We start from the raw sequence: 25,634 nt of genomic DNA, 5'->3' as shown, positions 1-25,634 counted from the left end.
GGACTTCCTGCCATGACGATCACGATCCGCGACGCAACCCCCGACGACGAAGCCGAATGGCGGCGCCTCTGGGACGGATACCTCGCCTTCTACGACATTGCCCTCGCGCCCGAGATCACCGCCGCCACCTGGGCGCGACTCATGGACCCGGCGTCGCCGCTCAAGCTGCGCCTCGCGCTGCGGGGCGACCGTTTCGCGGGCTTCGCCCTGCACCAGCACCATCCGTCGAGCTGGGTGGCGGGCGACGACTGCTATCTCGAGGACCTCTTCGTGGACGCCGAGGCGCGCGGCTCGGGCGTCGGCCGGGCGCTCATCGACGACCTCATCGCCCTGGCGCGCGCGCGGGGCTGGCACCGGCTCTACTGGCACACCGACGAAGGCAACGCCCGCGCCCGCACGCTCTACGACAGCTACACGGCAAGCGACGGCCACATCCGCTACCGGATGCGGCTCTGACGCGGCCGGGCGTCCCTGTTGCCGAGACACCCCGGCCGGAGGCTCCTAACCGCGAACCATCGCCATGCGCAGAAGCTTAAGTGCCAGCACGGCCCAGGGCACGGCATGGAGAAGCAGGTCCAAGATGTCGATCCGCCGGCTGAGCGTCCCGGCCGCGAGCATCTTCAGCTTTTCCCAGATGTGCGGTTCGGGCACGAAGGGCGCAAGTCCGAGCGTCAGCGCCGCGACGACGGCGAGACTTAGGGGGATCCGGTCGAGGTATGCCATCTGCTGGTCCTGCAATGTACTGTCCCGTCTTATCCCTTCGCGCCGGCCGCCGCAGCGGGACGATTTGGCGCGGGCGCAGAACGCAACGGGGGCCCGAAGGCCCCCGCGCCGGTGCCCTTCGGCCCCGTCACTTGACGATGGTCACCGACACCGCGTCACGTTCCTCATTCGAGCTGCCCGCGCCGGACTTCTTGTTCCAAAGCACGCTGACCTTCTCGCCGATCTTCAGGCCGGGATCCTTGAAGACGCCCGGCAGCATGTAGATCGTGCCATCCTCGAGCGTGAGCGTGTGCGCCTTCATGTCGAAGGACTTGATCATGGCGGTCGTCGTTTCGGAGGCATAGGCAACCGAGGTCGCGCCGAGCGCGGTCACGAGCACGAGGGGGAGAATGTGGGAACGCATCTGCGTCACTCCGTCTGAGACCCCGCCGGTCCGGCAGGGCCACCTTGCGAAACCGTCCCGGTCCGTCGCGTCGGCGGGTCCGTATCCGCCCGGCGGGCCGCGGTTTCAGCGCGGAACATAGCCGGCGCTTTCGGTGCCGGAAGGGGGGCGCACGCGGGGTTGATCGGCGGTGACCGGGGCGTGACGGATCGCGTGGCCGGATCGGCAAGCCCTTGCCGGAAAGCCCGCACCCTGGGCTGGAATCGGCCGGCTCGGAACATCATCGGGAATGGAATGGCGCGGTTGACGGGGCTCGAACCCGCGACCCCCGGCGTGACAGGCCGGTACTCTAACCGACTGAGCTACAACCGCGCATGGCCCCCCTGGAGGGGAACACTCGGGCGATCCGGGGCGGGTGGCGCGGTTGACGGGGCTCGAACCCGCGACCCCCGGCGTGACAGGCCGGTACTCTAACCGACTGAGCTACAACCGCGCATCCCCGCCCGGATCGCCGCCCGAGCGTGGAGCGGTTAATAGGCATCCCCGCCCCCCCCGTCAAGCGCGCCCGAGCAGATTCGGCGAGGGATTTTCATGGCTGGAGAAGGAGGATGGTGGGTCGTGAGAGGCTCGAACTCCCGACATCTTCGGTGTAAACGAAGCGCTCTACCAACTGAGCTAACGACCCCTGCGGCGCCCCAACCGGGGCGTCACGGGCACCGGACCCGCATTTAGCGGCTTGGCCAGGCCGGGGCAAGCCCTGCCGGCGCCTCAGCCCCGGACCGCCCCCCTGAGTCCGATCCCGACGAGACCCGCATTGATCAGCAGGTACGGCGAGGTATCGCCGAAGGTCCGGCTCACCGCCCGCGTCCAGTCGGCGAGATGATGGACCGGTTCGAAGGCGATGAAGACGCCCGCGAGAATCGGCAGGGCCGAGGCGACCCACGTGAGCGAGGTCGGCTTGACGTATTTTCGGAAGGCTGGCACGGCGGCGGGTCCCTGGCTGGATCGGAAACGCCCCCGATCACACAGCGCCCGGGTTAAGGGCGCGCCAAGCCTGCGTTCGCTCGTCCCGCGCCGTGCCTATCCGGCCCCTGCGACCAGATGCCCCTCCCCGACGTCCCGAAGGGTCAACCGCCCGGGGCCCTCGCCGGTCCGGTAGACCGGGCTCGGGACTTCGCCGCCCGGGCGTTCACGGTGCTGACGCCGGTGCGAAGGGTCAGGCACCGGCACGGCGTCGAGCAGGCGCCGCGTGTAGGCGTGTCGGGGGTTCGTGAATATCTGCGCCCGCGTCCCCATCTCGACGATCTGGCCGAGGTACATCACGGCGACGCGGTCCGAGATGTTGTCGACCACCGCCATGTCGTGGCTGATGAAGAGATAGGCCACGCCCATCTCTTCCTGCAGTTCCTTCAGCAGCCCCAGCACCCGCGCCTGCACGCTCACGTCCAGCGCGGACACGCTTTCATCGGCGATGATCAGGTCCGGCTTCAGCGCCAGGGCACGGGCAATGCAGATGCGCTGGCGCTGGCCGCCGGAGAATTCGTGCGGATAGCGATCCAGCTGGTCCTGTGACAGGCCGACCCGCAGCATCAGGTCGGCCGCGCGCGCACGCCGGTCGGATGCCGAGCCGATACCGTGGATGAGAAGCGGTTCGGCGATCAGTTCGCCGACCCGCATCCGCGGGTCGAGCGCCGCCATCGGGTCCTGAAACACCATCTGGACCCTGCGGCGCAGGGATCTCGCTTCGCCCCGGCCCTGCCCCGTCAGGACCTGCCCGCCAATCGCGATGCGGCCGGAATGCGCCACGAGGCCGACCATGGCCCGGGCGATGGTGGACTTGCCGCAGCCCGATTCCCCGACAAGCGCAAAGGTTTCGCCCTTGCGGATGTCGAAGCCGACATGTTCCACCGCGTGAACGTTGAGGGCCGCCCGGCCCAGCCAGCCTGTCTTGATCGGAAAGCGCACCACGACATCGGAAAGCTCGGCCACGGTCGCGTCGGCCGGCGCGTCGGGACGGAGGGTGCGGTCGGGGCGGTCGCCGATCCTTGGCACCGCGGCGAGAAGCTCGCGGGTGTAGGGCTCTGCGGGAGCGTGGAAAAGCGATCCGACGGCGGCCTCTTCCACCTTGCGGCCGGACTTCATGACGATCACGCGGTCGGCCATCTCGGCGACGACGCCCATGTCATGGGTGATGAGGATGATGGCCGTCCCCAGTTCCCGCTGCAGGTCGCGCAGCAGGTCGAGGACCTCGCGCTGAACCGTCACGTCGAGGGCGGTCGTCGGCTCGTCCGCGATCAGCACCTCGGGCCGCATGGCAAGCGCCATCGCGATCATCACCCGCTGGCGCATGCCCCCCGAAAGCTCATGGGGATATTGCGCCATGCGCCGTTCGGGCTGCGACAGTCGGACGGAGGCGAGCGCGGCCAGCGCCCGGCTGCGGGCCTCGCCGCGGCTGACATGCTGGTGCGCGCGGATCGCCTCGGCGATCTGGGAACCCACGGTCAGCACCGGGTTCAGGCTCGTCATCGGTTCCTGGAAGATCATCGCGATCCGGTCGCCGCGCAGGCTGCGCATCTCCGACTCGGTCAGCGCGGTCAGTTCGGTCGCGCCGAGCCGGATGCGACCGGCGGTGACGCGGACCGCCGGCGGCGGCAGGAGTCCCATGATCGCAAGCGAGGTTATCGACTTGCCCGAACCGCTTTCGCCGGCGATGGCCAGCGTCTCGCCCCGCTTCAGCGTGAGGGACAGGTCCTGGACGAGGGGCTGCAATCCCGCCTCGGTCCTGACCGAGACTGTCAGCCCCTCGACCGAGAGGACCGGCCCGGGGTCCGGGGCCGGCACGGCCCCGGGCTGGTTCGCTTCCGCGAGAGTCATTCGAAGACGCAGCGCGGGAAATAGAAGCTGACGACCCAGTTCGGCATGTCCACGATCTCGGATATCCTGAGGTCACCGCAGGTCGAGACCAGCATGTAGGCTTCGACGGCCGCCATGCCATGCCGGGCAGAGAGAAGGTCGACCATGTTGGCCACGGCGTCCCGGCTGGCCGCCATGAGGTCGGGACCGATGCCGGTGGTGACCTCGTAGCCGCGGACGTCAAGGTGCCGTGTCACCGGGCCGGACGTGGTGAACCGCGGGGTCTTCAGGTTCGCCCCCCGCACCAGATCGAGCGTCAGCACCACATCCATCGGGCTTTCGATGGCCGTGCCGCAGACCTCGCCGTCGCCCTGCGCCGCATGGGTGTCGCCCACGCTGAAGAGCGCCCCCGCCACCTCGACCGGCAGGTAGAGGACCGTCCCTGCGTTCAGGTCGCGGATGTCGAGGTTGCCGCCCACCCGGCGCGGCGGCACCACACTGTGGAGCCCCGCTTCGGCCGGCGCGTTGCCGATGGTGCCGGCGAAGGGCTTCAGCGGAACCCGCGCCTGATCGGACCAGAGCGCCGGGGCCATGGTGCCGGGGTCGAACTTCCACACCTTCAGCGCGGGGTCGGGGAACTGGTCGGCCAGCAGCCCGAAGCCGGGGATGTTCGCCGTCCAGCCGAAGCCGGCGCCGTCGAACGCCCTCGGGATGAAATCGCCGACGGTGATCTTCAGTGCGTCGCCCGGTGCGGCACCTTCCACGAAGATCGGCCCGGATACCGGGTTGATCTTGCCGAAGTCGAGCGTCTGAACGTCCGCGACGGTGGACGACGGGCCAAGCTGGCCCGCCGAAGAGTCGTTGCAGTGAAACAGGATGGTCGATCCCGGGGCGACGCGCAGCGCCGGGGCGAGGGTGTTGTCCCAGCCGAAGTGGTGCTGCGCGCCATGGATCGTGTAGTTGCAGTCCTTGCACATGTTATTTCACGTAGACGTAGTCATAGTTCACGGGGATCGAGACCGGATCGACGTAGAGCGCGTCGTCGCCGCCCATCCGTTCAGATTTCATGGTGTAGCGTTCCTCGTTGAACACCGGCACCCACGGCGCCTTTTCCATGACCCCCATGTAGACATCCGACCAGAGCTTGAGCCGCTCCTCCGCCCGCGCCGGGTCGGAGAGGCTGTCGGCCTCCACCGCCATCTTGTCGAGCGCTTCGTCGCAGAACTTCGACCAGTTCCAGCCCCCGTCGCCCGCACCGGCACAGCCGAGGATCGGGCCGTAGAAGTTGGACGGATCGGGGAAGTCGGCGATCCAGGCCATGCCGCCGGACCAGATCATCGGTGCCGTGCCCGCGCCGCCTGCCTCGATCACGTTTGCCTGCGCGAGCGACTGGATGTTGGCCTTGATGCCGATGGTCGCGAGGTCCTGCTGGATCGCCTGGGCGATGCGCGGGTTGGGGTCGGTGTTCATGACGTAAAGGTCGGTTTCGAAACCGTCGGCCAGGCCCGCGTCGGCCAGAAGCTTCTTCGCGCCTTCCACGTCATAGGGATAGCCGGCATAGCCTTCCGTGTAGCCCGGCATCGAGGGCGGCAGCGGCTGGGTGGCGGGCACCGCGCGGCCGTTGATGATCTGGGTGATCCGCTCCTTGTTGATCGCCATGTTCACGGCCTTGCGCACCTCGACCTTGTCGAACGGCGGCATCGTCACGTTCAGCGTGATGTAGCCGGTGTGCAACTGGCCGCCCTGGACGACGCGGGCCGCCTGCGCCGGGTCACCCATGACCTCGGTGAACTTTGCCGGCGGGATGCCGTCGCCGGGCACGTCCACCTCGCCGTTCTGCAGCCTGAGGAGGGCGACCACCGGTTCCTGCCCGACTTCGAACACGACGCTGTCGAGATAGGGCACGCCCTCGCGCCAGTAATCCGCGTTCTTCTCGAAGACCAGCCGCTGTCCCAGCGTCCATTCGCCGAGCCGGAAAGCCCCCGTGCCGACCGGCTGCTTGCCGAAATCGCTGCCCAGAGCATCCACGGCCTCCTTCGGCACCACGGAGGCGAAGTTCAGCGCCATGACATGCAGGAAGGTGGCGTCGGGGCGCGACAGCGTGATCTTGACCGTCAGAGGATCGACGACTTCGACCCCCGACAGCCCGTCGGGGCCGGCGGCCTCGAACCCTGCGATGGAGCCGAAGAAGCCCGCGCCCGGCGACTGTGTGGCGGGGTCGGTGACCCGGTCGAGCGAATATTTCACGTCCTCCGCCGTCATCTCGCGACCGTTGTGGAACTTCACGCCCGGGCGCAGCTTGAAGGTGTAGGTCAGCCCGTCGGGCGAGATCTCGTAACTCTCGGCGAGGCCGGCGCGCAGGGTCGTTGTCCCCGGCACGTAGTCCATCAGCCCGTCGAAGATAGACTTGATCATCGACCAGTTCTGCCAGTCGTAGCCGATCGCCGGGTCGAGCGTCGCCACATCGTCCTTGTAGGTGATGGTGATCGTCCCGCCCGGCTTCGCATTGGGGTCGGGGGTATAATCCTGCGCCGCGGCGGGCAGTGCCAGCGTCAGCGCGAGGGCGGTGGAAACGAGCCATTTCTTCATGTCTTCTCTCCTGTTGAGGTGGTTTCTGGTTGGTGATGGTCAGCGCAGACGGATGCGGGGATCAATGAGCGGGGCAACGAGGTCGGCCAGAAGGTTCCCGATGACGATGGCCAACGCCGAGACCAGGGTGACGCCCATGATGATCGGGATGTCCACCCGCTGGATTGCCTGCCAGGCAAGCTGGCCGATGCCGGGCCAGCCGAAGACGCTCTCCACGACGACGATGCCCCCCATGAAGATGCCGATGTCGATGCCGATCATGGCGACGACCGGCAGGATCGCATTGGGCAGGGCATGGCCGAGAACGACGCGAAGGCCGGAAAGACCCTTGGCCCGCGCGGTCCGGATGTAGTCGGCACGCAAGACCTCGATCATGGAGGAGCGCATCATCCGCGAATACCAGCCCGATCCGAGAATACCGAGCGTGACCGCGGGCAGCACCAGATGGGCCGCCGTCCCGTAGCCGCCGATCGGAAACCAGCCGAGCTTCACCGCGAAGACATAGAGCAGAAGCAGGCTGACCACGAACTGAGGAGCGGAGACCGTCACGAAAGAGGCCATCATCAGAAGCTGGTCACCCGCCCTGCCCCGCATCAGAGCGGCCGCGACACCCATCGAGAGACCGAGGACAAGTTCCGCCACGATCCCGGCGGACATGAGTTGCAGCGTGGCTGGAAGCCGCGACAGGATGAGTTCCGTCACCTCGGTCTTCTGGAGGTAGCTTCGCCCCATGTCGCCCTGGAGCAGCGCCGCGAGGTAGCGGCCGTACTGCACCACGAAAGGCTGATCGAGGCCGAGCTGCCGGCGGATGTTTTCCACCGTCTCGGCCGTGGCCGACCGACCGGCGATCTGGCGCACCGGATCGGCGGGCAGGACATAGAGCAGAACGAAGGTCACGAAGCTGATCCCCACAAGGATCAGGGCGGACTGGACCAGACGGCGGAGGATGTAGCCGGCCATGTCAGTCGCGCCCCCGCTGCGTGGGGTCGAGCACGTCGCGCAAGGCATCGCCCACGAGGTTGAAGGCGAGCGCCAGCAGGATGATCGCCGCGCCGGGGATGAAGACGAGCCAGGGGGCGGCCTGGAAATAGGTCTGGTTCTCGAAGATGATGTTGCCCCAGGACGGCGTCGGCGGCTGCACGCCCACGCCGAGGAAGGATAGCGTCGCCTCAAGAAGCACGGTCGTGGAAATTCCGAGCGTTCCCCAGACGATGATCGTCGGCACGAGGTGCGGCAGGATGTGATGAAAGAGGATGCGGCCGGTTCCCGCGCCCAGCGTGCGCTCGGCGGCGATGAAGTCGCGCTCGGCGAGCGATGTCGTCTCGGTATAGATCACCCGTGCCGTCTGCACCCAGTTCACCAGAGCAATCACAAGCGCGACGATCCAGAGCGAGGGCTTGAAGATCGCCGCGAGGCAGATCGCGAGGAGCAGCGCGGGAAACGCCATCATCAGGTCGGTGAAGCGCATCAGCGCCGAGCCGATCCAGCCCCGGAAGAGGCCCGCGGTCAGCCCGACGAGCGTTCCGATCAGGAGGGCCATCCCGTTGGCCACGACCCCGATTATGAGCGAGGTCTGCGCGCCGTAGAGCATCCGGCTGAACAGGTCGCGCCCCAGAAGATCGGTCCCCATCACGAAGCGGCCGTCGGGTGGCAGCGGCGCGCCTTCCAGGGTGAGCCCGTCGAAGAGTTGCTCCTGCGGCGGATAGGGGGCGAGCCAGGGCGCCAACACCGCGGCCCCGACGACGAGGACGATAAGCAGAAGACCGAAAAGCGCGAGCCGCCGCTCCATCAGGCGTCGCAGGGCGCTCCGGGGCCGCGGGGGAGGCGCGGCAAGCGACAGGTCAGCCACCCTGAACCTCCTCTCCGCCAGGAAGGGTCGCGTCGCGGCTGGCGACGATGCGCGCGGCGGCATCCTCGAAGCTGATCCGCCAGGCCATCGCCATCCGGCGCAGTTGCGCGTAGGCTTCCTCCTCGGTCTTTCCCCGCGCGGCGAGCAGCGTCACCGCACGCACGACCGTCTGGCGCCCGTCGAGCCTGCGCCTCAGGTCGGCGATCTCTGCAAAGAGCGCCCTCTGTGCGTCGAAGGCGTCCCGGGCGATCAACAGCGCCGAATATGCCCCGTTGTCGCCCACAGGCTTCAGAAGCTGGGCATGGGCGCCCGCCCTGAGCGCCCATTCGATCCGCCCCGGCGCCTCGGACCCGATGAGCGCGATCATCGGCACCGGGGGTTGGCCGGGCGGCCACGGGAACATTCCGTCATGCCCCATGTCGGCATCGAAAAAGACGTAATCCGCGCCGATCGCATCGGCCCCGAGTTCCGGCCAGGATTGGGCCACGTCGAGGCCGATGGCCGTCAACTGCCGCACCAGGGCGTGGACGGTCGGATGGGGCCGGTGAAGGATTGCCACCCTTGCGCCGCCGAGATCCGGAATCCGTATCGGCCGCCTCACGACACCACCCGCAGCTTCGCGCCCGTGCCCATATGGGTCGAGCGGGTGAGGTAGGGATCGCCGGCCACGCGATCGCGCCTGTGGACGAGGCGGAATACGCCGCCCTCCACCCGCGCCACTAGGGCCGGCAGGACGGTATGATGCGTTTCGGGGTCGATGATCCCGCCCAGGGCATGGCCGTCCGCGAGAAGCTGCGACAGCGGCAGTGCCTCGGCCCCCGGCCGCCCGTCCAGCAACCGTGCGAGTTCCCGCACCGCGGTATAGGCGGCCGCCTCGTGCGAGGAGCCGAACCTTCCGCCCCCAGGCCAGCCCTCCACCCCGCGGAAGTAGGGGCCGGCCGCGACAATTCCTTCCGCGGCGATCCCGATCGCGGGCAGTTCGCATTCCGTCATGTTGCACGACAGGACCGGGCAGCGCGACGGCTGGAAATGCGGGTCCTGCTGGCCCAGATCGCGATAGGCAGAGAGGAATTCGTAGGATGAGGGCCCGATCAGCGAATTCAGGATGAAATCAGGCCGCGAGAAGCGGATCTCCTCGATCATCCGGCCGACGTCGCGCGATCCGATGGGAAGATACCTTTCCCCGGCGATCTCGCCTCCGGCCTGCGAGATGCGCTCGCGGGCGAGACGGTTCATCTCCCAGCCCCAGATGTAGTTCGATCCCGTCAGATAGGCCTTGCGGCCATGCGCGGGCATCACCCACTCGAGCAGTGGCAGAAGGTGCTGGTTCGGGCAGGCATGGGTATAGACGACATGGTCCGACGCCTCGAACCCCTCGTAGGGAACGGCATACCAGAGCGTCCCGCCATAGCGCTCGAGCGTGGGGATGACCTCCTTGCGGCTCCAGGACGTCACGCAGCCGATAACATGGCGTGCGCCCGTGTCGCGAAGGATTTCCTCGCAGAGGGGGCCATAGAGATCGACGTTGCCTTCCGGATCGCGCTCGACCGGCACGAAGGACAGATCGAGCGCAGGGTCGGCGTTCAGTTCGGCGATGGCGGCGAGCGCGCCGGAACGGCAGGCCTCGGAGATCAGCGAATAGCTTCCCGAACGGGAATAGAGCAGTCCAATCTCGATGCGCCGCTTGGTCACGCCGTATCCCTTGAACGCAAAAGCCCCGAAGCAGCAGGACGGACGCTGCGCTCGGGGCCTGGTTGCCGCATGAAGTTGTAGTCGTTCCTTTCCGACAATAATGCGACTGGCCGACAGATCAACAGTCTTGTGGCAAGCCGACGCGTTCAGGCCGGACATTCGCGCCCCTCCCGCGCGTCGGCGCCCCTGGCAGGCGGGCGCCTGTCGGCCGGAGGGGTGCCAGCGACGACGGGCATGGCGCAGGGCAAGGAGGGATGGTGGGTGATGAGGGATTTGAACCCCCGACATCTTCGATGTGAACGAAGCGCTCTACCACTGAGCTAATCACCCGATCGGCGCGGTTCCTAGCCGCAATCGCGCCACTGCGCAAGAGGGCAGACCGCACGCAGACGGGGGCGATTGCGTGGACGGATCGACACTGCCGCTGCACGGGGCCCGGGGGGCGCGTACGCCGAACCCGTCGCCACGCCCGACCGGCTCGGCGGCATGGTCGGGACAGCGTCATCCCTCGCTGAACAGACGACTTGCGCACGCAAGACTTGGTGAGCGAGCGCAAGTCGCGCCGGCGCAAGCAGTGGCGCGAGCGCCGTGCTCGGCGCGAGGCGGCATAAACGAAAGAGCCCTGCGGCCGGTCACTGCCGGCCGCAGGGCAATCCACAGGCGATCCGCGTCAGGCGCTCAGTGCGCGGTCGCCGCCGCGCCGGACTTGTCCGCGACCGCCGCCCGCGCGGCAGCCTCTTCGGCCTCGGCGTCCCATTCGACGGGCTCGGGCATCCGGACGAGCGCGTTCTTCAGGACCTCGCGGACATGGGCAACCGGGATGATCGTCAGTCCTGCCTTCACGTTGTCCGGAATCTCCGCCAGATCCTTGGCGTTCTCCTCAGGGATCAGCACGGTCTTGATGCCACCCCGAAGTGCTGCCAGAAGCTTCTCCTTCAAGCCTCCGATCGGCAGCACGTTGCCCCGCAGCGTGACCTCGCCCGTCATGGCGATGTCCTTGCGGACCGGGATCTGCGTCAGGACCGAGACGATGGAGGTGACCATCGCCACGCCGGCTGACGGCCCGTCCTTGGGCGTGGCGCCTTCCGGCACGTGGACGTGGATGTCGATCTTCTCGAAGAGCGGCGGCTTCACCCCGATCTCCGGGCTGATCGCGCGGACGAACGAGGACGCCGCCTCGATCGATTCCTTCATCACGTCGCCGAGCTTCCCGGTGGTCTTCATCCGCCCCTTTCCGGGCAGCTTCAGCGCCTCGATCGACAGAAGATCGCCACCGACCGAGGTCCAGGCAAGGCCCGTGACCACGCCGATCTGGTCTTCCTTCTCGGCCAGGCCGTAGCGGAACTTCTTCACACCAAGGAAGTCCTCGAGGTTTTCCGGCGTCACCTCGATCCTCTGCACGTCCTTGCGGACGATCCGGGTCAGCGCCTTCCGCGCGATCTTGGAGATCTCGCGCTCGAGGTTCCGCACCCCCGCTTCGCGGGTGTAGGTGCGGATCATCTCCTGCAAGGCCTCGTCCGTCAGCTTGAACTCGGTCTTCTTCAGGCCGTGGTTCTTGACCTGCTTCGGGATCAGGTGCTGCTTGGCGATCTCGCGCTTCTCGTCCTCGGTGTAACCGGCGAGCGGGATGATCTCCATCCGGTCGAGTAGCGGCCCCGGCATGTTGTAGCTGTTGGCCGTGGTCAGGAACATCACGTTCGAAAGGTCGTATTCGACCTCGAGATAGTGGTCCATGAACGTGTTGTTCTGTTCCGGGTCGAGCACCTCAAGCATCGCCGAGGCCGGGTCGCCGCGGAAGTCCTGCCCCATCTTGTCGATCTCGTCGAGCAGGATGAGGGGATTGGTGGTCTTGGCCTTCTTCAGCGCCTGGATGATCTTGCCGGGCATGGAGCCGATGTAGGTCCGCCGGTGGCCGCGAATCTCCGACTCGTCCCGGACACCGCCGAGCGAGATGCGGATGAACTCGCGCCCCGTGGCGCGCGCGACCGACTTGCCGAGCGAGGTCTTGCCGACGCCCGGAGGGCCGACGAGGCAGAGGATCGGACCCTTCATCTTCTGGCTGCGCTGCTGCACGGCCAGGTACTCGACGATCCGCTCCTTGACCTTTTCAAGGCCATAGTGATCGTTATCAAGGACTTCCTGGGCTTTCCTCAGATCCTTCTTGACCCGGGACTTGACGCCCCAGGGCAGGCTCAGAAGCCAGTCGAGGTAGTTGCGCACCACCGTCGCCTCGGCCGACATCGGCGACATCGACTTCAGCTTCTTCAGTTCAGCTTCCGCCTTGTCGCGTGCCTCCTTCGAGAACTTGGTCCTGGCGATCTTCTCGGTCAGCTCGTTGATCTCGTTCTGGCCTTCCTCGCCGTCGCCAAGCTCGCGCTGGATCGCCTTCATCTGCTCATTCAGATAGTACTCGCGCTGGGTGCGCTCCATCTGGCTCTTGACGCGGCTCTTGATCTTCTTCTCGACCTGCAGGACCGACATCTCGCCCTGCATCAGGCCATAGACCTTCTCCAGCCGCTCGGCGACATCGAGCGTCTCCAGGAGTTCCTGCTTGTGGCCCACCTCGATGCCGAGATGGCCCGACACGAGGTCCGCGAGCTTGGCCGGGTCGCGCGCCTCGGACACTGCCGAAAGCGCCTCTTCCGGCACGTTCTTCTTGATCTTGGCGTAACGCTCGAATTCCTCGGCAACCGAGCGCAGGAGCGCCTCGACCGTCGCGCGGTCGCCCGGCATCTCGGTCAGGCCTTCGGCCCGCGCCTCGAAATAGGCGTCATTGTCGATGAATTCGACGATCCGCACCCGGGCGCGGCCTTCGACAAGCACCTTCACGGTGCCGTCCGGCAGCTTCAGGAGTTGCAGCACATTGGCGAGGACGCCGGCCTTGTAGATGCCTTCGGGCGTGGGTTCATCCTGCGTCGGGTCGATCTGCGAGGACAGCAGGATCTGCTTGTCCTCCCTCATCACCTCTTCCAGCGCCCGCACCGACTTCTCGCGCCCGACAAAGAGCGGGACGATCATGTGCGGAAACACCACGATGTCGCGCAGGGGCAACACCGGGTAGCTGGGCGAAAGCTGCTCTTTCATTCGCGTTTCCTGTTCTTCGCAAAAGGACACCGGCCCCGGACATCGGCGGCACCCGGCCCTTTCCGTTCCGCGTCCTATTTATGCAGGGCGGCACCCGCGTTCAACCGGACTCCGCCGGGCGCTGTCACATTGCCGTCAACCGGCATCCGCGGCAAGGATGCAAACGTGCGAATTCGACGCGTCGCCCCCTTGGCCGGGCGACGCCCTGCGCCCGGCCCGCAGGTCGGGCTGGGGCGTCGCCCCGGCTGCGGTCACTCCGCCGCGATGGCGACCGGGGTCTTCGCGGCCGGCATGCTCAGGACAGCGTAGCTGCGCCCGTCCTGCACATAGGGCTGGCCGATCCGGTCGCAGGCCCAGCCAAGCTGGCGCAGCGCGCGAAGAAGCGGCAGGCGGGTCAGCGAGATCAATTGCGAGGCGCCCTGCCTGCGCGCCATGTCCGCCAGACCGTCGACGATCAGCGACAGGCATTCCGCCCGCTCCTCGGCAGAGCCGATGTCCTCGGCCATGACGAGCCGCGAGCATTCCCAGACCTGCGCGCTGCGGATCGGCCCGTCGATGACGCTCTTCGGGATCGTCGGCAGCTTGCCCGCAAGCACGTCGTTGAGCATGCAGCCCGCGCCGTTCCATTCGGCCAGGGTCGAGAGCATCCGGGCCCCGCCAATCAGGCGGCCGTCCCGGACGACGAGCGAATAATGCGTCAGCGGATTGTCGTACTGGTCCATCTCGACGAACTCGTTGTGGGGGATGTCCCACCCGAGTTCGTCGACGAATACCCGTTTGCGCATCTTCAGATAGTCGTAGAACGCCACACCGTGCCGATGCATGCCGAGAAGGTCGAAGGTGATGTTTTCCATGATGTGCCCCTCCTGATAGGCGAGGCGATTAGAGCATTAACCAGAATGGGGAAAAATCCTTATTGGCGAGTCCGTGACATAGTTTCGCCGTATGAGTGTGCGCGCGGTCACGGCCCGACCATCCCGGCGCGTTTTCGGGTTCAGATCAGCCCGTAACGCAATGCCGTGGACACGCCCTGGCTGATCGTCTTGGCGCCGAGTTTCAGCTTGGCGTTTTTCAGCCTCTGCTTGATCGCCCCCTCCGAGACGCCAAGCCGGCCGGCGATCTCCTTCAGGAGGAGCCCGCCCCGTACCATCCTGAGCGCCTCGAGCTCGGCCTCGGTCAGGTTCGTCGGAGGCGCCGTCGCCTCGTGCAGGCGGCGCAGCTTCTGGGCGAGGAGCGCGATCTCCTCTTCGTTGAACTCCCTGTCGCTCCGCGCGAAGGACCCGAAGCTGCGCTGCCCCTCGGTGCCGGTCGAGGCGCAGGAGATCGCCGCGCCGTGGACAAGACCGTGCGCCGCCGCCTCGGTGAGGATGCCCATCGGGTCCGGGAGCCCGATCTCGCTCCAGCGGATCGCCCCGGAATTGCCGTAAAGCCACTGCATGACGGGATCGAACAGCATGTAGCCGCGTTGGGTGTAGCGTTCGATCCATGCGTCGGGTAAGGCATTGGTCTCGGCGATCGGAAAAGCGAAGCCGACGCGCAGTGCGATGTAGTAACCCGCGGGGGCGATGTAGGAAAACTCACGTCCCTCCCCGGCCTGTTCCATGGTAAATACGTCCCGTTCGCGATCCGGCGGGCCTGCGACAAACGACCCAGAGTTGTGGCAACTTCGCGCATATGCCACGAAACGACGGGCGACGGAAGACAAAGGGACCGGGAGACCGGATGAAGGGACAGGACAGGATAAGCGCGCTTCTGACGAAGCTTCATGCTGCGAGCCCGGCGGGCTTCGCGATCGCGCTCCACGTGCGCTACACCTCTCCGCGCTATCTTTTCCAGTCCTATGCGAAAGAGTGGCTCGACACCTATTCGCGCGAGGGGCTGGTGCTGCACGACCCCGTGGTGCGCTGGGGTTTCACCCACGAGGGCACCATCCGGTGGAACGCGCTCGACGATCCTGCGCGCGTGATGGACCGCGCGGCGGCACATGGCCTGCGATACGGCGCGGTCGTCGCCTTCGTGCATGACGGCAGCCGGACGATGGCGGGCTTCGCCCGCGGCGACCGCGAGCTTTCCGACGACGAGATCGCGACGCTGAAGAGCACTCTGGAGGAACTCCACGACCTGACGGGCACGGTGGAGACCTTCTCGCCAGACGTCCACATGACCTTGAAGCAGATGTCGATCTACCTGACCCACGGGTGAGGCAGGCCGTCAGAGAGGCTCGATGTCGCCTTCGGCCCGTTGCCCGTGGAATTCCGCGACGAAGGCGGCAAGCCGTCCGGCGGCGATGGCATCGCGCAGGCCCTGCATCAGTTCCTGATAATAGTGCAGGTTGTGCCAGGTCAGGAGCATCGAGGAGATGATCTCTCCCGCCCGGAAGACATGGTGCAGATAGGCGCGGCTGTAGGTGCGGCAGGCCGGACAGGTGCAGTGCTCGTCGAGCGGGCGCGGGTCGTCCTGGTGCCGCGCGTTCTTGAGGTTGACGACGCCCCGCCGGGTGAAGGCCTGCCCGGTGCGGCCGGATCGGGAGGGCAGGACGCAGTCCATCATGTCGATGCCGCGGCTCACAGCGCCGACGATGTCGTCGGGCTTGCCCACGCCCATCAGGTAGCGCGGCTTGTCTTGCGGAAGCATGCCGGGCGCGTAGTCGAGGACTGAGAACATCGCCTCCTGCCCCTCGCCAACCGCGAGGCCGCCCACCGCGTAGCCGTCAAAGCCGATGGCCTTCAGCGCCTCGGCGCTCTCGGCGCGCAGTTCCCGAGTGACTCCGCCCTGCTGAATGCCGAAGAGCGCATGTCCCGGCCGGTCGCCGAAGGCGTCGCGCGACCGCTGCGCCCAGCGCATGGAAAGCCGCATGCTTTCGGCCACCTTCTCGACCGGCGCCGGCAGCGCGGGGCATTCGTCGAAGCACATGACGATGTCGCTGCCCAGAAGCCGCTGGATTTCCATGCTGCGCTCGGGGCTGAGCATGTGCCTGGAGCCGTCGATATGGGAGGAAAAGCGCACGCCCTCCTCGCTGAGCTTGCGCAAGGCGGCGAGGCTCATCACCTGGAAGCCGCCTGAGTCGGTCAGGATCGGCCTCTCCCAGTTCATGAAGCGGTGCAGCCCGCCAAGCCGCGCGATCCGCTCGGCGGTCGGCCGCAGCATCAGGTGATAGGTATTGCCGAGAAGGATATCGGCGCCGGTCGCACGGACGCTCTCGGGCAGCATCGCCTTCACCGTGGCCGCCGTGCCGACCGGCATGAAGGCGGGGGTGCGGATTTTCCCGCGCGGGGTCGCGATCACGCCGCTGCGGGCGGCGCCGTCGGTGGCGTCGATGCGGAAGGAGAAGGCTGTTGTCATGACGTCAGCCGATATACCAGATGCGCGCCTGCTGCCAAGGGCCGGCGACGGCCGCACGCCCGGCCGCGCGGCCCCCGCCCCCTCGCCCCGGCTTGACCGGCGACGGGGACCCGGCCGGTCAGGCGACGCGGCCGTAAAATCCCATCTGCTCCTCGCTGGTGAATCGCGCGCCGGGGCGTTCGTAGTAGGTCAGGACCGCGACGATGCGGTTCCTCCCGCCCTCGACCGGCGTCACCCGGTGCGCGGTGTTCTTGCCGCGAAAGACGTTCAGGGTTCCTGCCTCGAGGTCGAGCCGGCGCAGTTCCGGGTCCGCGCCCTCCAGAAGCCGCGCGACGCCGTCGTAGTTCGGGTCGTCCTCGCTGCGCAGGTCGCTGCGGAACTCGAAGGTTCCGCCCGCCTCGGGCGCCTGCAAGAGGAGTGTAACGGTGAACTCCGAGCGGTCGAAATGCCAGTTCAACCCCTCGCCCGCGCCGTAGCTCATGACATTGTGGGACGCGAGAGGATCGGCCATCGGGTAAAGCGCGGACTTGTCCATCGTGGCGGCGAGGAAGGCCGCGAAGGCCGGCCACCGGTAGAGTTCCGCCAACGCGCCCCCCACCTGGTCCGCGCAGAGCGTATGGTTGACCGTCTCGACCTCGCGCAGCGCCGGGTGATCGGGCGGCAGCCCCTCCACGGTCTTGCGGAAATAGATGTTGTGGCGGCGCTTGTGGGTGAAGCATTCGGCCGCGAACTTCGGCGCGAGGTCCGCCACCGTCGCGGTCCGGGCCGTCTCGGCGAGGAAACCGGGCAGGTTGAACATGCCGTCCCGCGCAAGGTCGGCTTTCGCCCGGTCGACGAGGTGCCGCCACTCCGGCGCTCCGGGCCGGCCGAGCGGATAGCGGTCGAGATCGATGATGGAATGCATGGCGTCCTCCCTTTGGGCGCAGGTTTCCCCGCTTGCGGCAGGCTTGCAACCAACTTCATTTTCGATATCCGTAAGAAAACCTTTCGGAGGCTGCCGTGCAATCCCTGCCCCCGCTGAACGCCCTGCGCACCTTCGAGGTGGCCGCCCGCCACCTCAGCTTCGTTGAGGCGGGACGCGAGCTTGGCGTGACCTCGGCCGCCGTCAGCCAGCAGGTGCGCAACCTCGAGGACCATGTCGGCAAGCGGCTGTTCGTGCGACAGGGCAACCAGCTTCTCCTCACCGACGCGGGCCGCGAGATTCAGCCGCGGCTGGAACAGGCGCTGACCGAGATTGCGGCCCTTGCCCGGCAACTGCGCGAGGGAACAGCGCGGCCGCGCCTCGTCCTCTCTGTCCTGCCTTCCGTCGCCGAGCACTGGCTGGCCCCCGCGCTCGAAGGGATCGCAAGCCGCGGCGGCCTCGACATCCGGGTGGAGGATGACCCGGTGGCCTTCGCGCGCGACGGCGCGGACATCCGCATCACCTATGGCGCCACCTATTACGGAGGCATGCAGATCGAGGACCTCTACACCGACGTGATCGTGGCGGTGGCCGCGCCGCAGGTCTGCGCGGGGCGCAGGCTGGGCGATCTCGACGCGGCGGAGTTCATCCATACCCACTGGGGCCCGACCTACCTGACCCAGCCCACCTGGGCGAACTTCTGCGCCCATGCGGGGATCGACAGGTCTCTCGATCCCGCCCGCGGCACCCGTGTCGGCCAATCCGGCCTTGCGCTTGCGGTGGCGCGCGCGGGGCTGGGGGTCGCGCTGGTGCAGCGGCGGATGGCCGCGCCCTTCCTCGCCTCGGGCGCGCTCGGGCTCGCCCATCCCGCGCAGATGCCGATGCCCCTGCCCTATGTCGCCGTCCTCCCGGCCGCGCGGGGACGCCGCCCCGATGTGCGGGCCCTTGTCGCACATCTGAAGGCGCGGGCGGCGCGGGCGGGCTAGCCGCCTTTCGCCTCTGGACCTCGCCGGCGCCATTCCTTATATATTCTATCAGGAACCGAACGAGGCGTCATGACAGCTGAATCGAAAGAGCCGATCGAAGGCACGCCGCTGATCAAGCCCTCCACCACCGAACATCCGCTCTACGAGAGCGTGGTGGGCGCGTGCCGCACGGTCTACGACCCGGAGATCCCGGTCAACATCTTCGACCTCGGGCTCATCTACACGATTGATATCTCTTCAGAAAACGAGGTGAGGATCGTGATGACACTCACCGCGCCAGGCTGCCCCGTGGCTGGCGAGATGCCGGGCTGGGTCGCCGATGCGGTGGAGCCGATCGACGGGGTGAAGCAGGTCGATGTCGAGATGACCTTCGAGCCGCAATGGGGCATGGACATGATGTCCGACGAGGCGCGGCTGGAACTCGGCTTCATGTGATCAAGCATTATGGCTTGATTTTACTCACTTCAAGCCTTATAGCTTGATTTCACGGAATCAAGCAACGAGACTTGAACAGGTGACCATCGCGGCAGTCCTCACCGGAGACCTGATCGGCTCAACCGCGGCCGGAGGCGATGCGCTCGGCATCGCGATGGCGGAACTCGCGGCGGCCGCGGCCGAGATTGCCACCTGGCAGGGCGGATCGGACACCCGCTTCACCCGCTATCGCGGCGACGGCTGGCAACTGGTGATCACCGATCGGCCGTGGCTCTGCCTGCGCGCGGCGCTGTGCCTCGCCGCGCGGCTGCGGGCGAAGGGCGCGCCCGCGACGCGCGTCGCGATCGGCCTGGGCGAGGCCGGGAACCTCGGCGGGGAGTCGCTGGCCGATGCCGGCGGCCCGGCGTTCGAGCTTTCGGGAAAGGCGCTGGAGGACATGGGCCGGACCCATTGGCTCGGCCTTGCCGGACCGGCGGTCACGACCAGCGACGCCATCATCACCCGCCTCATCGAAGAGCGCGCCCGGCGCTGGTCGCCGCAGCAGGCCGAGGCCGTCGCGCTGGCGCTCGATCCCGACAATCCGACCCTCGCCGACCTCGCCACGCACCTCGGCATTTCACCGCAGGCAGTCAGCTACCGGCTGAACGGCGCGGGCGCCTCCGCGATCCGCAGAGCCCTTCGCGACTGGGAAGAGGAATTCGAGATGCAGCGCCTTTCCGCCCTGGCCCCGCACCTGCCATGACCGAGACCCTCGCCGCGCTCCTTCTCGCCCATGTCCTCGCCGACTTCGTCTTCCAGACGCGCTGGATCGTGCAGAACAAGCGGCGTCCGTCGGTCCTCCTCCTCCATGGCGCGATCGCGCTGGCACTCATGCAGGCGGCGCTCGGCCGGGTCGATGCCTGGGAGCTTCTCGCGCTCGCCCTGCTCCACATGGCCATCGACGGAGTGAAGGCCCGGTTGGCCATGCCGGGGCTCGGCGCCTTCCTCGCCGATCAGGGCGCGCACCTGGCCGCGCTCGTGGCCCTCGCAGCTCTCCGCCCCGATCTCTGGGCGGGCGGCGTCTGGGCCGGCCTCGCCTGGCTGCCGGGGCTGATGACGGCACTCGCCGGCGCGATCATCGCCACGCGGGCGGGCGGCTTCGCGGTCGGGCTCCTGATGCGGCCCTGGGCCGGCGACGACCTGCCCAAGGGCCTGACCAACGGCGGCACGCTGATCGGCCTGCTCGAACGCGGGCTCATCTTCCTTCTGGTGATGGTTGGCCAGCCCGCCGGCGTCGGATTCCTCGTCGCTGCGAAATCCGTCCTCAGGTTCGAGACGACCTCGAGGGATCAGCGCGCCGGCGAATACGTCATCATCGGCACCCTCGCCTCCTTCGGCTGGGCGCTCGTCGCGGCCTATGCAACGCAGGCGCTGATGGCGGCGCTGCCGCCCATTGGAATTCCCGCCGCAATTCCTTAGATTAAGCGTCAGGAAACGGAGACGCGACATGTTCGGCATTCCCGGCAAGAGCCCGGTCACACTGACCCCGCGCGCGGTGGCGCAGATCAGCCGCCTGATGGCAAAGGACGGCGCCTTCGGGCTCCGCCTCGGCGTGAAGAAGGGCGGCTGCGCGGGGATGGAATACACGATGGAGTTCGCCGCCGAACCCGGCGCCATGGACGAAGTCGTGGAACAGGACGGCGCGCGCGTCATGATCGCGCCGATGGCGCAGATGTTCCTCTTCGGAACCGAGATCGACTACGAGACCTCGCTCTTGGAATCGGGCTTCCGCTTCAACAACCCCAACGTGGCCGAAGCCTGCGGCTGCGGCGAATCGATCAAGTTCAAGGACGTTCCGGCCGACGGCGCGCGGGGATGAGCGTCTCGGACGCCGACATCGCCTTCGCATGCGAGCTCTTCGACGGACTCGCCCCCCTCACGACCCGCAGGATGATGGGCGGGCTCTGCCTTTACCGCGACGGCGTGATCTTCGCGCTTCTCCATTCCGACGGGTCGCTCTGGCTGAAGGGCCAGGGCGCCTTCGCCGAGAGGATCACCGCCGAAGGGTGGGAACGCTGGACCTATGCCCGCCCCGGGCGGAAACCGACTGCCATGCCCTACTGGCGGCTGCCCCACGCCGCCCTTGACGACCCCGACCTCGCCTGCGATCTCGCCCGCGAGGCATTGCGTGCCTTGACCTGAGGGAGGATCGGATGCGGCGGAAACTGGCGGCCGGCAACTGGAAGATGAACGGACTGGCCGCGAGCCTGGCCGAGGTCGAGGCGCTGGCGAAGGCCCATCCCGCCCCGCGGTCCGAGGTCCTGCTCTGCCCGCCCGCGACGCTCCTCGCCCAGATGGCATGGAAGGCGAAGGGCGGACCGGTGATGGTCGGCGGCCAGGATTGCCATCCGGAGGCCTCGGGCGCACATACCGGCGACATTGCTGCGGCCATGCTGAAGGACGCGGGTGCGAGCCACGTCATCCTCGGCCATTCCGAACGCCGGGCCGACCATGGCGAGACGGACGCCCTCGTGCGCGCCAAGGCCGAGGCGGCCCATGCCGCGGGGCTCGTCGCGGTGATCTGCCTCGGCGAGACCGAGGCCCAGCGCGACGCGGGCACGACCCTAGACGTCATCGGCGCCCAGCTTCGCGGATCGGTTCCCGACGGGGCGACGGCCGCCAACACGGTCATCGCCTACGAACCTGTCTGGGCCATCGGGACCGGCCGCACCCCGACGCTCGCGCAGATCGCCGAGGTCCATGACTTCCTCCGCGCCGAACTGGCGAAGCGCCTCGCCGATGCCGCGGGGGTGCGGCTTCTCTACGGGGGTTCGGTGAAGCCCTCGAACGCGGCCGATATCTTCGCCACGTCGAACGTGGATGGCGCGCTCGTGGGTGGTGCGAGCCTCAAGGCCGCAGATTTCGGGGCGATCCTCGCCGCGCTCGACTCCGCCTGACATTCGCGACGCCCCCTGTCGCTTCCGGGCGGGAGGTTCCGCCGTCCGGCACCTAGCCTCGCCCTCGGACCTCAAGCACGGACGCCGGGCGTGACGATCGCAACCACGATACCTTCGCCCGGCCCCTCGGTGGTTCTGGCCAACCTGGCCTGCATGGGCTCCATGATTGTCTGGGCGATCGGATTTCCGCTCGCCGACGCGCTCCTCGCCGTCCTGCCGCCGGTCACGGTCACGGCACTGCGCCTCGCCTTCGCGAGCGCCTTCCTGCTGCCAGCCTGGTTCCTCCTCGAAGGCTGGCAGGCTCTGCGCGGCGCCCGCTGGACCCGGGGTCTTGCCGTGGGGGCGATCGGAATGGGAGGCGGTTCGCTCCTGTTGATCTTTGGCCAGAGCCGGACCGACGGAATCACCACGGCGGTCATCGCCGCCACGATGCCGATCACCGGCATCGCGCTCGAATGCCTGCTGGACGGCCGCCGCCTGACTGGACGGATCGTGCTCGGCATCGTGCTCAGCGTCGCGGGCGGTGTCGCGGTCTACGGCGCGCGGATGGGACATCTGAACCTCGGCCTCGGCGCCTTCGCCACGTTCGCCTCGACGATCATCTTCACCTGGGCCTCCCGCGCCTCGGTGACGGCGTTGCCGGGGCTCTCGGCAGTCGGCCGGACGGCGGTCACCATCGCCGGGGGGATGCTCCTCGTGTTCGTGGTTCAGGCGACCTTGCCCGCCGTCGGCGGCCAGGCCGTTCCCTGGCACCTGATCGGTGCGCGGGAATGGGGTTTCGCCGCCGCCTACGGCGCGGGCTCGATGGCGCTGTCGCAGATCCTGTTCCTGATCGGCGTCGCCGGCCTCGGCATCGGCGTCGCCGCGATGCACACCAACGTGGCGCCCTTCTACGTGATGCTCTTCGCCCTCGCCTTCGGCGACAGCTGGAGCTGGCCCTCCGCGCTGGCGGCAACGCTCGTGCTGGCCGGCGTTGCCCTCGCCCAGACGAGGCCCCGCGCTTGAACCCTTCCCTCGCCTGCGCTTAGCTCGCCCCATGGAAACGCTGACCCAGTCGCCGACCGACGACGCCTTCGTCCAGAACCCCTACCGCTTCTACGGCCGCGCCCGCAAAGCCGGCCCGCTCTTCTTCTGGCACGACTACGGGCTCGTCTGCGCCACCTCCGCGACCGTGGTCGGCGCCATCCTGCGCGACCGCCGCTTCGGCCGCGAGGTGCCCGACGAACGGCGCCGCCCGGCCCCGGATCACCTTGCCCCCTTCTACGCGGTCGAGGCGCATTCGATGCTGGAACTGGAGCCGCCGCGCCACACGCGGCTCCGCTCACTGGTGCTCCGCGCCTTCACCTCGCGCCGGATCTCCGCGCTGGCGCCCGAGATCGCTGCCCTCGCGCATGACCTCATCGACGCCTTTCCGCAGGCCGAGTTCGATCTGCTGCCGGCCTTCGCCCAGCGCCTGCCCGTGATCGTCATCGCCCGGCTTCTCGGCGTCCCCGAAGAGCGCTGCCCCGACCTTCTCGCCTGGTCGAACGCGATGGTCGGCATGTACCAGGCCCGCCGCAGCCGCGCGACCGAGGACGCCGCCATCGCTGCCACTGAAGCCTTCGTCGCCTTTCTGCGCGGCTACGTGGAGGAACGCCGCTCGCGCCCCGCCGACGACCTCATCACCCACCTCATCGCCGCCGAGGCGGAGGGCGAGCGGCTCACCACCGAAGAGTTGATCGCCACCTGCATCCTTCTCCTGAATGCGGGCCACGAGGCGACGGTCCACACCCTCGGCAACGGCGTGAAGACGCTGATCGAGAACGGCTTCGGCGGCGGGGCGCTTTCACCGGAAAACGTCGAGGGCACGGTCGAGGAAATCCTGCGCTTCGACCCCGCCTTGCACCTCTTCACCCGCTGGGCCTACGAGGAGGTGGAGATCGCCGGCCACACCTTCCGGCGGGGCGAGCAGGTGGGCTGCCTTCTCGCCGCGGCGAACCGCGACCCCGCGCAGTGGGAAAGGCCCGCCCGCTTCAACCCCGCCCGACCGGCGAAACCCAATCTCACCTTCGGCGCGGGCCTGCATTTCTGCGTCGGCGCGCCGCTCGCCCGGCTGGAGTTGCAGATCGCGTTGCCGATCCTCTTCGCGCGCCTCCCGCGCCTTGGGCTGGCCGAATCGCCGCGTTACGCCAATCTCTATCACTTCCACGGCCTCGAACGGCTGATGGTCGGGACCGGCGCCGGGAGCGCGGCCTGAGAGACTGCAAGAGCCCGACCGGAAGCCTTTGGAGAAAGCGGCGCGATCTGGTATGCGTTTGAACGGCGTTTCAGCAGGCAAGACCTAGCAGTCCACAAGGAGGAAACGCCATGACAGTGCAAATCCGTAGTCTCGAGTTGAAGCCTGTCGCTGTCTCTGAAGACGCCGTGGGGGCGCTACGCGCACAAATCCGTGGAACGGTCGCCCTCGACGGCGAGCCTGGGTATGAGGAGGCCCGGACCGTCTGGAACGCGATGGTGGACCGCAAGCCCGGCCTCGTGGTCCGTGCCCTCGGGGCCGCCGACGTTTGCGCGGCCGTCAACTTCGCCCGCGAGAATGGCCTCCTGATCTCGATCCGCAGCGGCGGGCACCAGATCGCGGGCCATTCGGTCGCCGAGGGGGCCGTGCTGCTCGACCTGTCCCTGATGAAGTCGGTTCGCGTCGATGCGTCCGCCAAGACCGCCTGGGTCGAGCCGGGCGCCACGCTTGGCGATGTCGACAAGGAGACGGCCGCCAATGGCCTCGTCCTGCCCACTGGCATCAACTCCACGACCGGCATCGCCGGGCTCACGCTCGGCGGCGGGTTCGGCTGGCTCACGCGGAAATACGGCATGACGCTCGACAACCTCATATCCGCCGATGTGGTGACGGCGGACGGCAAGCGCCGGCGTGCGAGCGACACGGAGAACCCCGACCTGTTCTGGGCGATCCGGGGAGGTGGCGGGAATTTCGGCATTGTCACGGGCTTCGAGTTTGCCCTGCATCCCATGCGTGGCGAGGTCCTCGCCGGGCTGATCGTCCATCCCTTTGCCGAGGCCCGGCGGCTCTATCGCGCTTATCGCGAGATTGCGCCGCGCCTGCCCGAAGAGCTTGCGGTCTGGACCGTCTGCCGCAAGGCGCCGCCGCTGCCGTTCCTGCCCGAGGACTGGCACGGCCGGGAAATCTTCGTCTTCGCGGTCTGCTATGCCGGCGACCCGGCAGAGGGGGAAAAGGCGCTGAAGGAACTGCGCGGGCTCGGCAAGCCGATCGCCGACGTCGTCGGCCCGAACCCCTTCACCGGCTGGCAGACGGCCTTCGATCCGCTGCTCGCGCCCGGTTCCCGCAACTACTGGAAAAGCCACGACTTCGCAGACCTTCCCGATGACCTGATCGACTCGCTTTCGCGGGCGCTCGACGACAGCCCGGCGCCGGATTGCGAGATATTCATCGCACAGGTCGGTGGCGCGATGGCAAGGGTGGCCCCCGGCGAAACCGCCTATCCGCAGCGCAATGCGCATTACATCATGAACATCCACACCCGCTGGGTCGACAAGGCCAGGGACGAGGCCTGCCGGGCCTGGGCGCGCGACGTCTTCAAGCGGACGGCGCCCTTCTCGATGGGCACCGCCTATATCAACTTCATGCCGGAGGATGAAACCGACCGGGTGAACGGCGTCTACGGAAGCAACCTGAAACGGCTGCAGGAGCTCAAGGCCAAGTACGATCCGGGCAACCTGTTCCGGGTCAATCACAACGTGAAACCGGTCAAGGTGATGGAGGCCGCGCAGTAGGCATCGGGGCCGGCGTCACGCCGGCCCCACCTTCCGGCGGGGCGAGCAGGTGGGCTGCCTTATCGCCGCGGCGAAC

General features: G+C 67.6%; 27 protein-coding genes and 4 tRNA genes. 12 read left to right on the top strand and 19 right to left on the bottom strand.

The annotated features are described in order from the left end of the window. The first annotated feature begins 12 nt into the window (after positions 1–12). Complete coding sequence (locus tag ACMUOO_RS02585; RefSeq protein WP_301918663.1) at positions 13–456, top strand: GNAT family N-acetyltransferase; 444 nt, start codon at positions 13–15, stop codon at positions 454–456. Positions 457–501: 45 nt separating this feature from the next. On the opposite strand, the gene ACMUOO_RS02580 is transcribed toward ACMUOO_RS02585, so the two are convergent. The 17 genes from ACMUOO_RS02580 to ACMUOO_RS02500 all read right to left on the bottom strand — a co-directional run bounded on the left by ACMUOO_RS02580 (position 502) and on the right by ACMUOO_RS02500 (position 14,775). Further along, a complete protein-coding gene (locus tag ACMUOO_RS02580; RefSeq protein ID WP_301918662.1) occupies positions 502–723 on the bottom strand; it encodes an RND transporter in 222 nt (73 codons plus the stop codon). A gap of 127 nt (positions 724–850) precedes the next feature. Then, a complete protein-coding gene (locus tag ACMUOO_RS02575) occupies positions 851–1,126 on the bottom strand; it encodes a DUF1344 domain-containing protein (protein WP_301918661.1) in 276 nt (91 codons plus the stop codon). 274 nt (positions 1,127–1,400) lie between these two features. Then, positions 1,401–1,477: transfer RNA gene (locus ACMUOO_RS02570), tRNA-Asp, on the bottom strand. 44 nt (positions 1,478–1,521) lie between these two features. Next, positions 1,522–1,598, bottom strand: a tRNA-Asp gene (locus tag ACMUOO_RS02565). 116 nt (positions 1,599–1,714) lie between these two features. Next, positions 1,715–1,790, bottom strand: a tRNA-Val gene (locus ACMUOO_RS02560). 83 nt (positions 1,791–1,873) lie between these two features. Continuing rightward, positions 1,874–2,089, bottom strand: coding sequence for a hypothetical protein (locus ACMUOO_RS02555; protein ID WP_301918660.1), 216 nt, complete (start codon positions 2,087–2,089; stop codon positions 1,874–1,876). Positions 2,090–2,185: 96 nt separating this feature from the next. Beyond that, on the bottom strand, positions 2,186–3,979 hold the full coding sequence (locus tag ACMUOO_RS02550) for an ABC transporter ATP-binding protein (protein WP_301918659.1): 1,794 nt from the start codon (positions 3,977–3,979) through the stop codon (positions 2,186–2,188). Then, positions 3,976–4,935, bottom strand: coding sequence for an acetamidase/formamidase family protein (locus ACMUOO_RS02545; RefSeq protein ID WP_301918658.1), 960 nt, complete (start codon positions 4,933–4,935; stop codon positions 3,976–3,978). The genes ACMUOO_RS02550 and ACMUOO_RS02545 overlap by 4 nt, the downstream gene beginning before the upstream one ends. Position 4,936: 1 nt before the next feature. Further along, positions 4,937–6,547 carry an ABC transporter substrate-binding protein gene (locus tag ACMUOO_RS02540; RefSeq protein ID WP_301918657.1) on the bottom strand — a complete coding sequence of 537 codons (1,611 nt, stop codon included), beginning with the start codon at positions 6,545–6,547 and terminating at the stop codon, positions 4,937–4,939. A 39-nt stretch (positions 6,548–6,586) separates the two neighbouring features. Continuing rightward, complete coding sequence (locus ACMUOO_RS02535) at positions 6,587–7,507, bottom strand: ABC transporter permease (RefSeq protein ID WP_301918656.1); 921 nt, start codon at positions 7,505–7,507, stop codon at positions 6,587–6,589. 1 nt (position 7,508) lies between these two features. Next, on the bottom strand, positions 7,509–8,396 hold the full coding sequence (locus ACMUOO_RS02530; RefSeq protein ID WP_367891203.1) for an ABC transporter permease: 888 nt from the start codon (positions 8,394–8,396) through the stop codon (positions 7,509–7,511). After that, positions 8,389–8,955 (bottom strand): ANTAR domain-containing response regulator, encoded by a 567-nt coding sequence (locus tag ACMUOO_RS02525; RefSeq protein WP_301918655.1) that lies wholly within the window; start codon positions 8,953–8,955, stop codon positions 8,389–8,391. Before ACMUOO_RS02525 ends, ACMUOO_RS02530 begins: the two co-directional genes overlap by 8 nt. A 38-nt stretch (positions 8,956–8,993) precedes the next feature. Beyond that, entirely contained in the window at positions 8,994–10,088 is a 1,095-nt protein-coding gene (locus tag ACMUOO_RS02520) for a transporter substrate-binding protein (RefSeq protein ID WP_301918654.1), read from the bottom strand. 255 nt (positions 10,089–10,343) lie between these two features. Continuing rightward, positions 10,344–10,418 (bottom strand) — tRNA-Val (locus tag ACMUOO_RS02515). Between the two features lie 348 nt (positions 10,419–10,766). Further along, positions 10,767–13,172 carry an endopeptidase La gene (lon, locus tag ACMUOO_RS02510; RefSeq protein WP_301918653.1) on the bottom strand — a complete coding sequence of 802 codons (2,406 nt, stop codon included), beginning with the start codon at positions 13,170–13,172 and terminating at the stop codon, positions 10,767–10,769. Positions 13,173–13,423: 251 nt separating this feature from the next. Continuing rightward, positions 13,424–14,026 carry an acyl-homoserine-lactone synthase gene (locus ACMUOO_RS02505; RefSeq protein ID WP_301918652.1) on the bottom strand — a complete coding sequence of 201 codons (603 nt, stop codon included), beginning with the start codon at positions 14,024–14,026 and terminating at the stop codon, positions 13,424–13,426. 140 nt (positions 14,027–14,166) lie between these two features. Continuing rightward, the gene (locus ACMUOO_RS02500; protein ID WP_301918651.1) at positions 14,167–14,775 is read right to left on the bottom strand and encodes an autoinducer binding domain-containing protein; all 609 of its coding nucleotides are present in this window, start codon (positions 14,773–14,775) and stop codon (positions 14,167–14,169) included. 119 nt (positions 14,776–14,894) lie between these two features. Between ACMUOO_RS02500 and ACMUOO_RS02495 the strand changes: the two genes are divergently transcribed. Beyond that, positions 14,895–15,374 (top strand): autoinducer binding domain-containing protein, encoded by a 480-nt coding sequence (locus ACMUOO_RS02495; protein WP_301918650.1) that lies wholly within the window; start codon positions 14,895–14,897, stop codon positions 15,372–15,374. A 9-nt stretch (positions 15,375–15,383) separates the two neighbouring features. On the opposite strand, the gene tgt is transcribed toward ACMUOO_RS02495, so the two are convergent. After that, the gene (gene tgt / locus ACMUOO_RS02490) at positions 15,384–16,514 is read right to left on the bottom strand and encodes a tRNA guanosine(34) transglycosylase Tgt (protein ID WP_301918649.1); all 1,131 of its coding nucleotides are present in this window, start codon (positions 16,512–16,514) and stop codon (positions 15,384–15,386) included. Positions 16,515–16,632: 118 nt separating this feature from the next. Beyond that, complete coding sequence (locus ACMUOO_RS02485; RefSeq protein ID WP_301918648.1) at positions 16,633–17,418, bottom strand: 2OG-Fe(II) oxygenase; 786 nt, start codon at positions 17,416–17,418, stop codon at positions 16,633–16,635. 95 nt (positions 17,419–17,513) lie between these two features. On the opposite strand from ACMUOO_RS02485, the gene ACMUOO_RS02480 reads away from it, so the two are divergent. The 10 genes from ACMUOO_RS02480 (at position 17,514) to ACMUOO_RS02435 (ending at position 25,558) form a co-directional block, all read left to right on the top strand. Further along, positions 17,514–18,401 carry a LysR substrate-binding domain-containing protein gene (locus tag ACMUOO_RS02480; protein ID WP_413854847.1) on the top strand — a complete coding sequence of 296 codons (888 nt, stop codon included), beginning with the start codon at positions 17,514–17,516 and terminating at the stop codon, positions 18,399–18,401. A 69-nt stretch (positions 18,402–18,470) separates the two neighbouring features. Next, on the top strand, positions 18,471–18,836 hold the full coding sequence (locus tag ACMUOO_RS02475) for an SUF system Fe-S cluster assembly protein (RefSeq protein WP_301918646.1): 366 nt from the start codon (positions 18,471–18,473) through the stop codon (positions 18,834–18,836). A gap of 79 nt (positions 18,837–18,915) precedes the next feature. Further along, positions 18,916–19,578 (top strand): hypothetical protein, encoded by a 663-nt coding sequence (locus ACMUOO_RS02470; RefSeq protein WP_413854846.1) that lies wholly within the window; start codon positions 18,916–18,918, stop codon positions 19,576–19,578. After that, positions 19,575–20,294, top strand: a complete 720-nt coding sequence (locus ACMUOO_RS02465) for a DUF3307 domain-containing protein (RefSeq protein ID WP_413854845.1) — start codon at positions 19,575–19,577, stop codon at positions 20,292–20,294. Before ACMUOO_RS02470 ends, ACMUOO_RS02465 begins: the two co-directional genes overlap by 4 nt. A 28-nt stretch (positions 20,295–20,322) precedes the next feature. Continuing rightward, positions 20,323–20,694 (top strand): HesB/IscA family protein, encoded by a 372-nt coding sequence (locus ACMUOO_RS02460; RefSeq protein ID WP_301918643.1) that lies wholly within the window; start codon positions 20,323–20,325, stop codon positions 20,692–20,694. Beyond that, complete coding sequence (locus ACMUOO_RS02455) at positions 20,691–21,017, top strand: TfoX/Sxy family protein (RefSeq protein WP_301918642.1); 327 nt, start codon at positions 20,691–20,693, stop codon at positions 21,015–21,017. Before ACMUOO_RS02460 ends, ACMUOO_RS02455 begins: the two co-directional genes overlap by 4 nt. Positions 21,018–21,028: 11 nt before the next feature. Further along, positions 21,029–21,772, top strand: a complete 744-nt coding sequence (gene tpiA, locus ACMUOO_RS02450; protein ID WP_301918641.1) for a triose-phosphate isomerase — start codon at positions 21,029–21,031, stop codon at positions 21,770–21,772. Positions 21,773–21,862: 90 nt separating this feature from the next. Then, on the top strand, positions 21,863–22,777 hold the full coding sequence (locus ACMUOO_RS02445) for a DMT family transporter (RefSeq protein ID WP_301918640.1): 915 nt from the start codon (positions 21,863–21,865) through the stop codon (positions 22,775–22,777). A 31-nt stretch (positions 22,778–22,808) separates the two neighbouring features. Beyond that, positions 22,809–24,008 (top strand): cytochrome P450, encoded by a 1,200-nt coding sequence (locus ACMUOO_RS02440; RefSeq protein ID WP_301918639.1) that lies wholly within the window; start codon positions 22,809–22,811, stop codon positions 24,006–24,008. A gap of 110 nt (positions 24,009–24,118) precedes the next feature. Further along, entirely contained in the window at positions 24,119–25,558 is a 1,440-nt protein-coding gene (locus ACMUOO_RS02435; RefSeq protein ID WP_301918638.1) for an FAD-binding oxidoreductase, read from the top strand. Positions 25,559–25,634 lie beyond the last annotated feature (76 nt).

The organism is Albidovulum sp. (assembly GCF_041919395.1).
Classification (GTDB): Bacteria; Pseudomonadota; Alphaproteobacteria; order Rhodobacterales; family Rhodobacteraceae; genus Albidovulum.
This window is presented reverse-complemented; position numbering and strand designations above follow the sequence as displayed.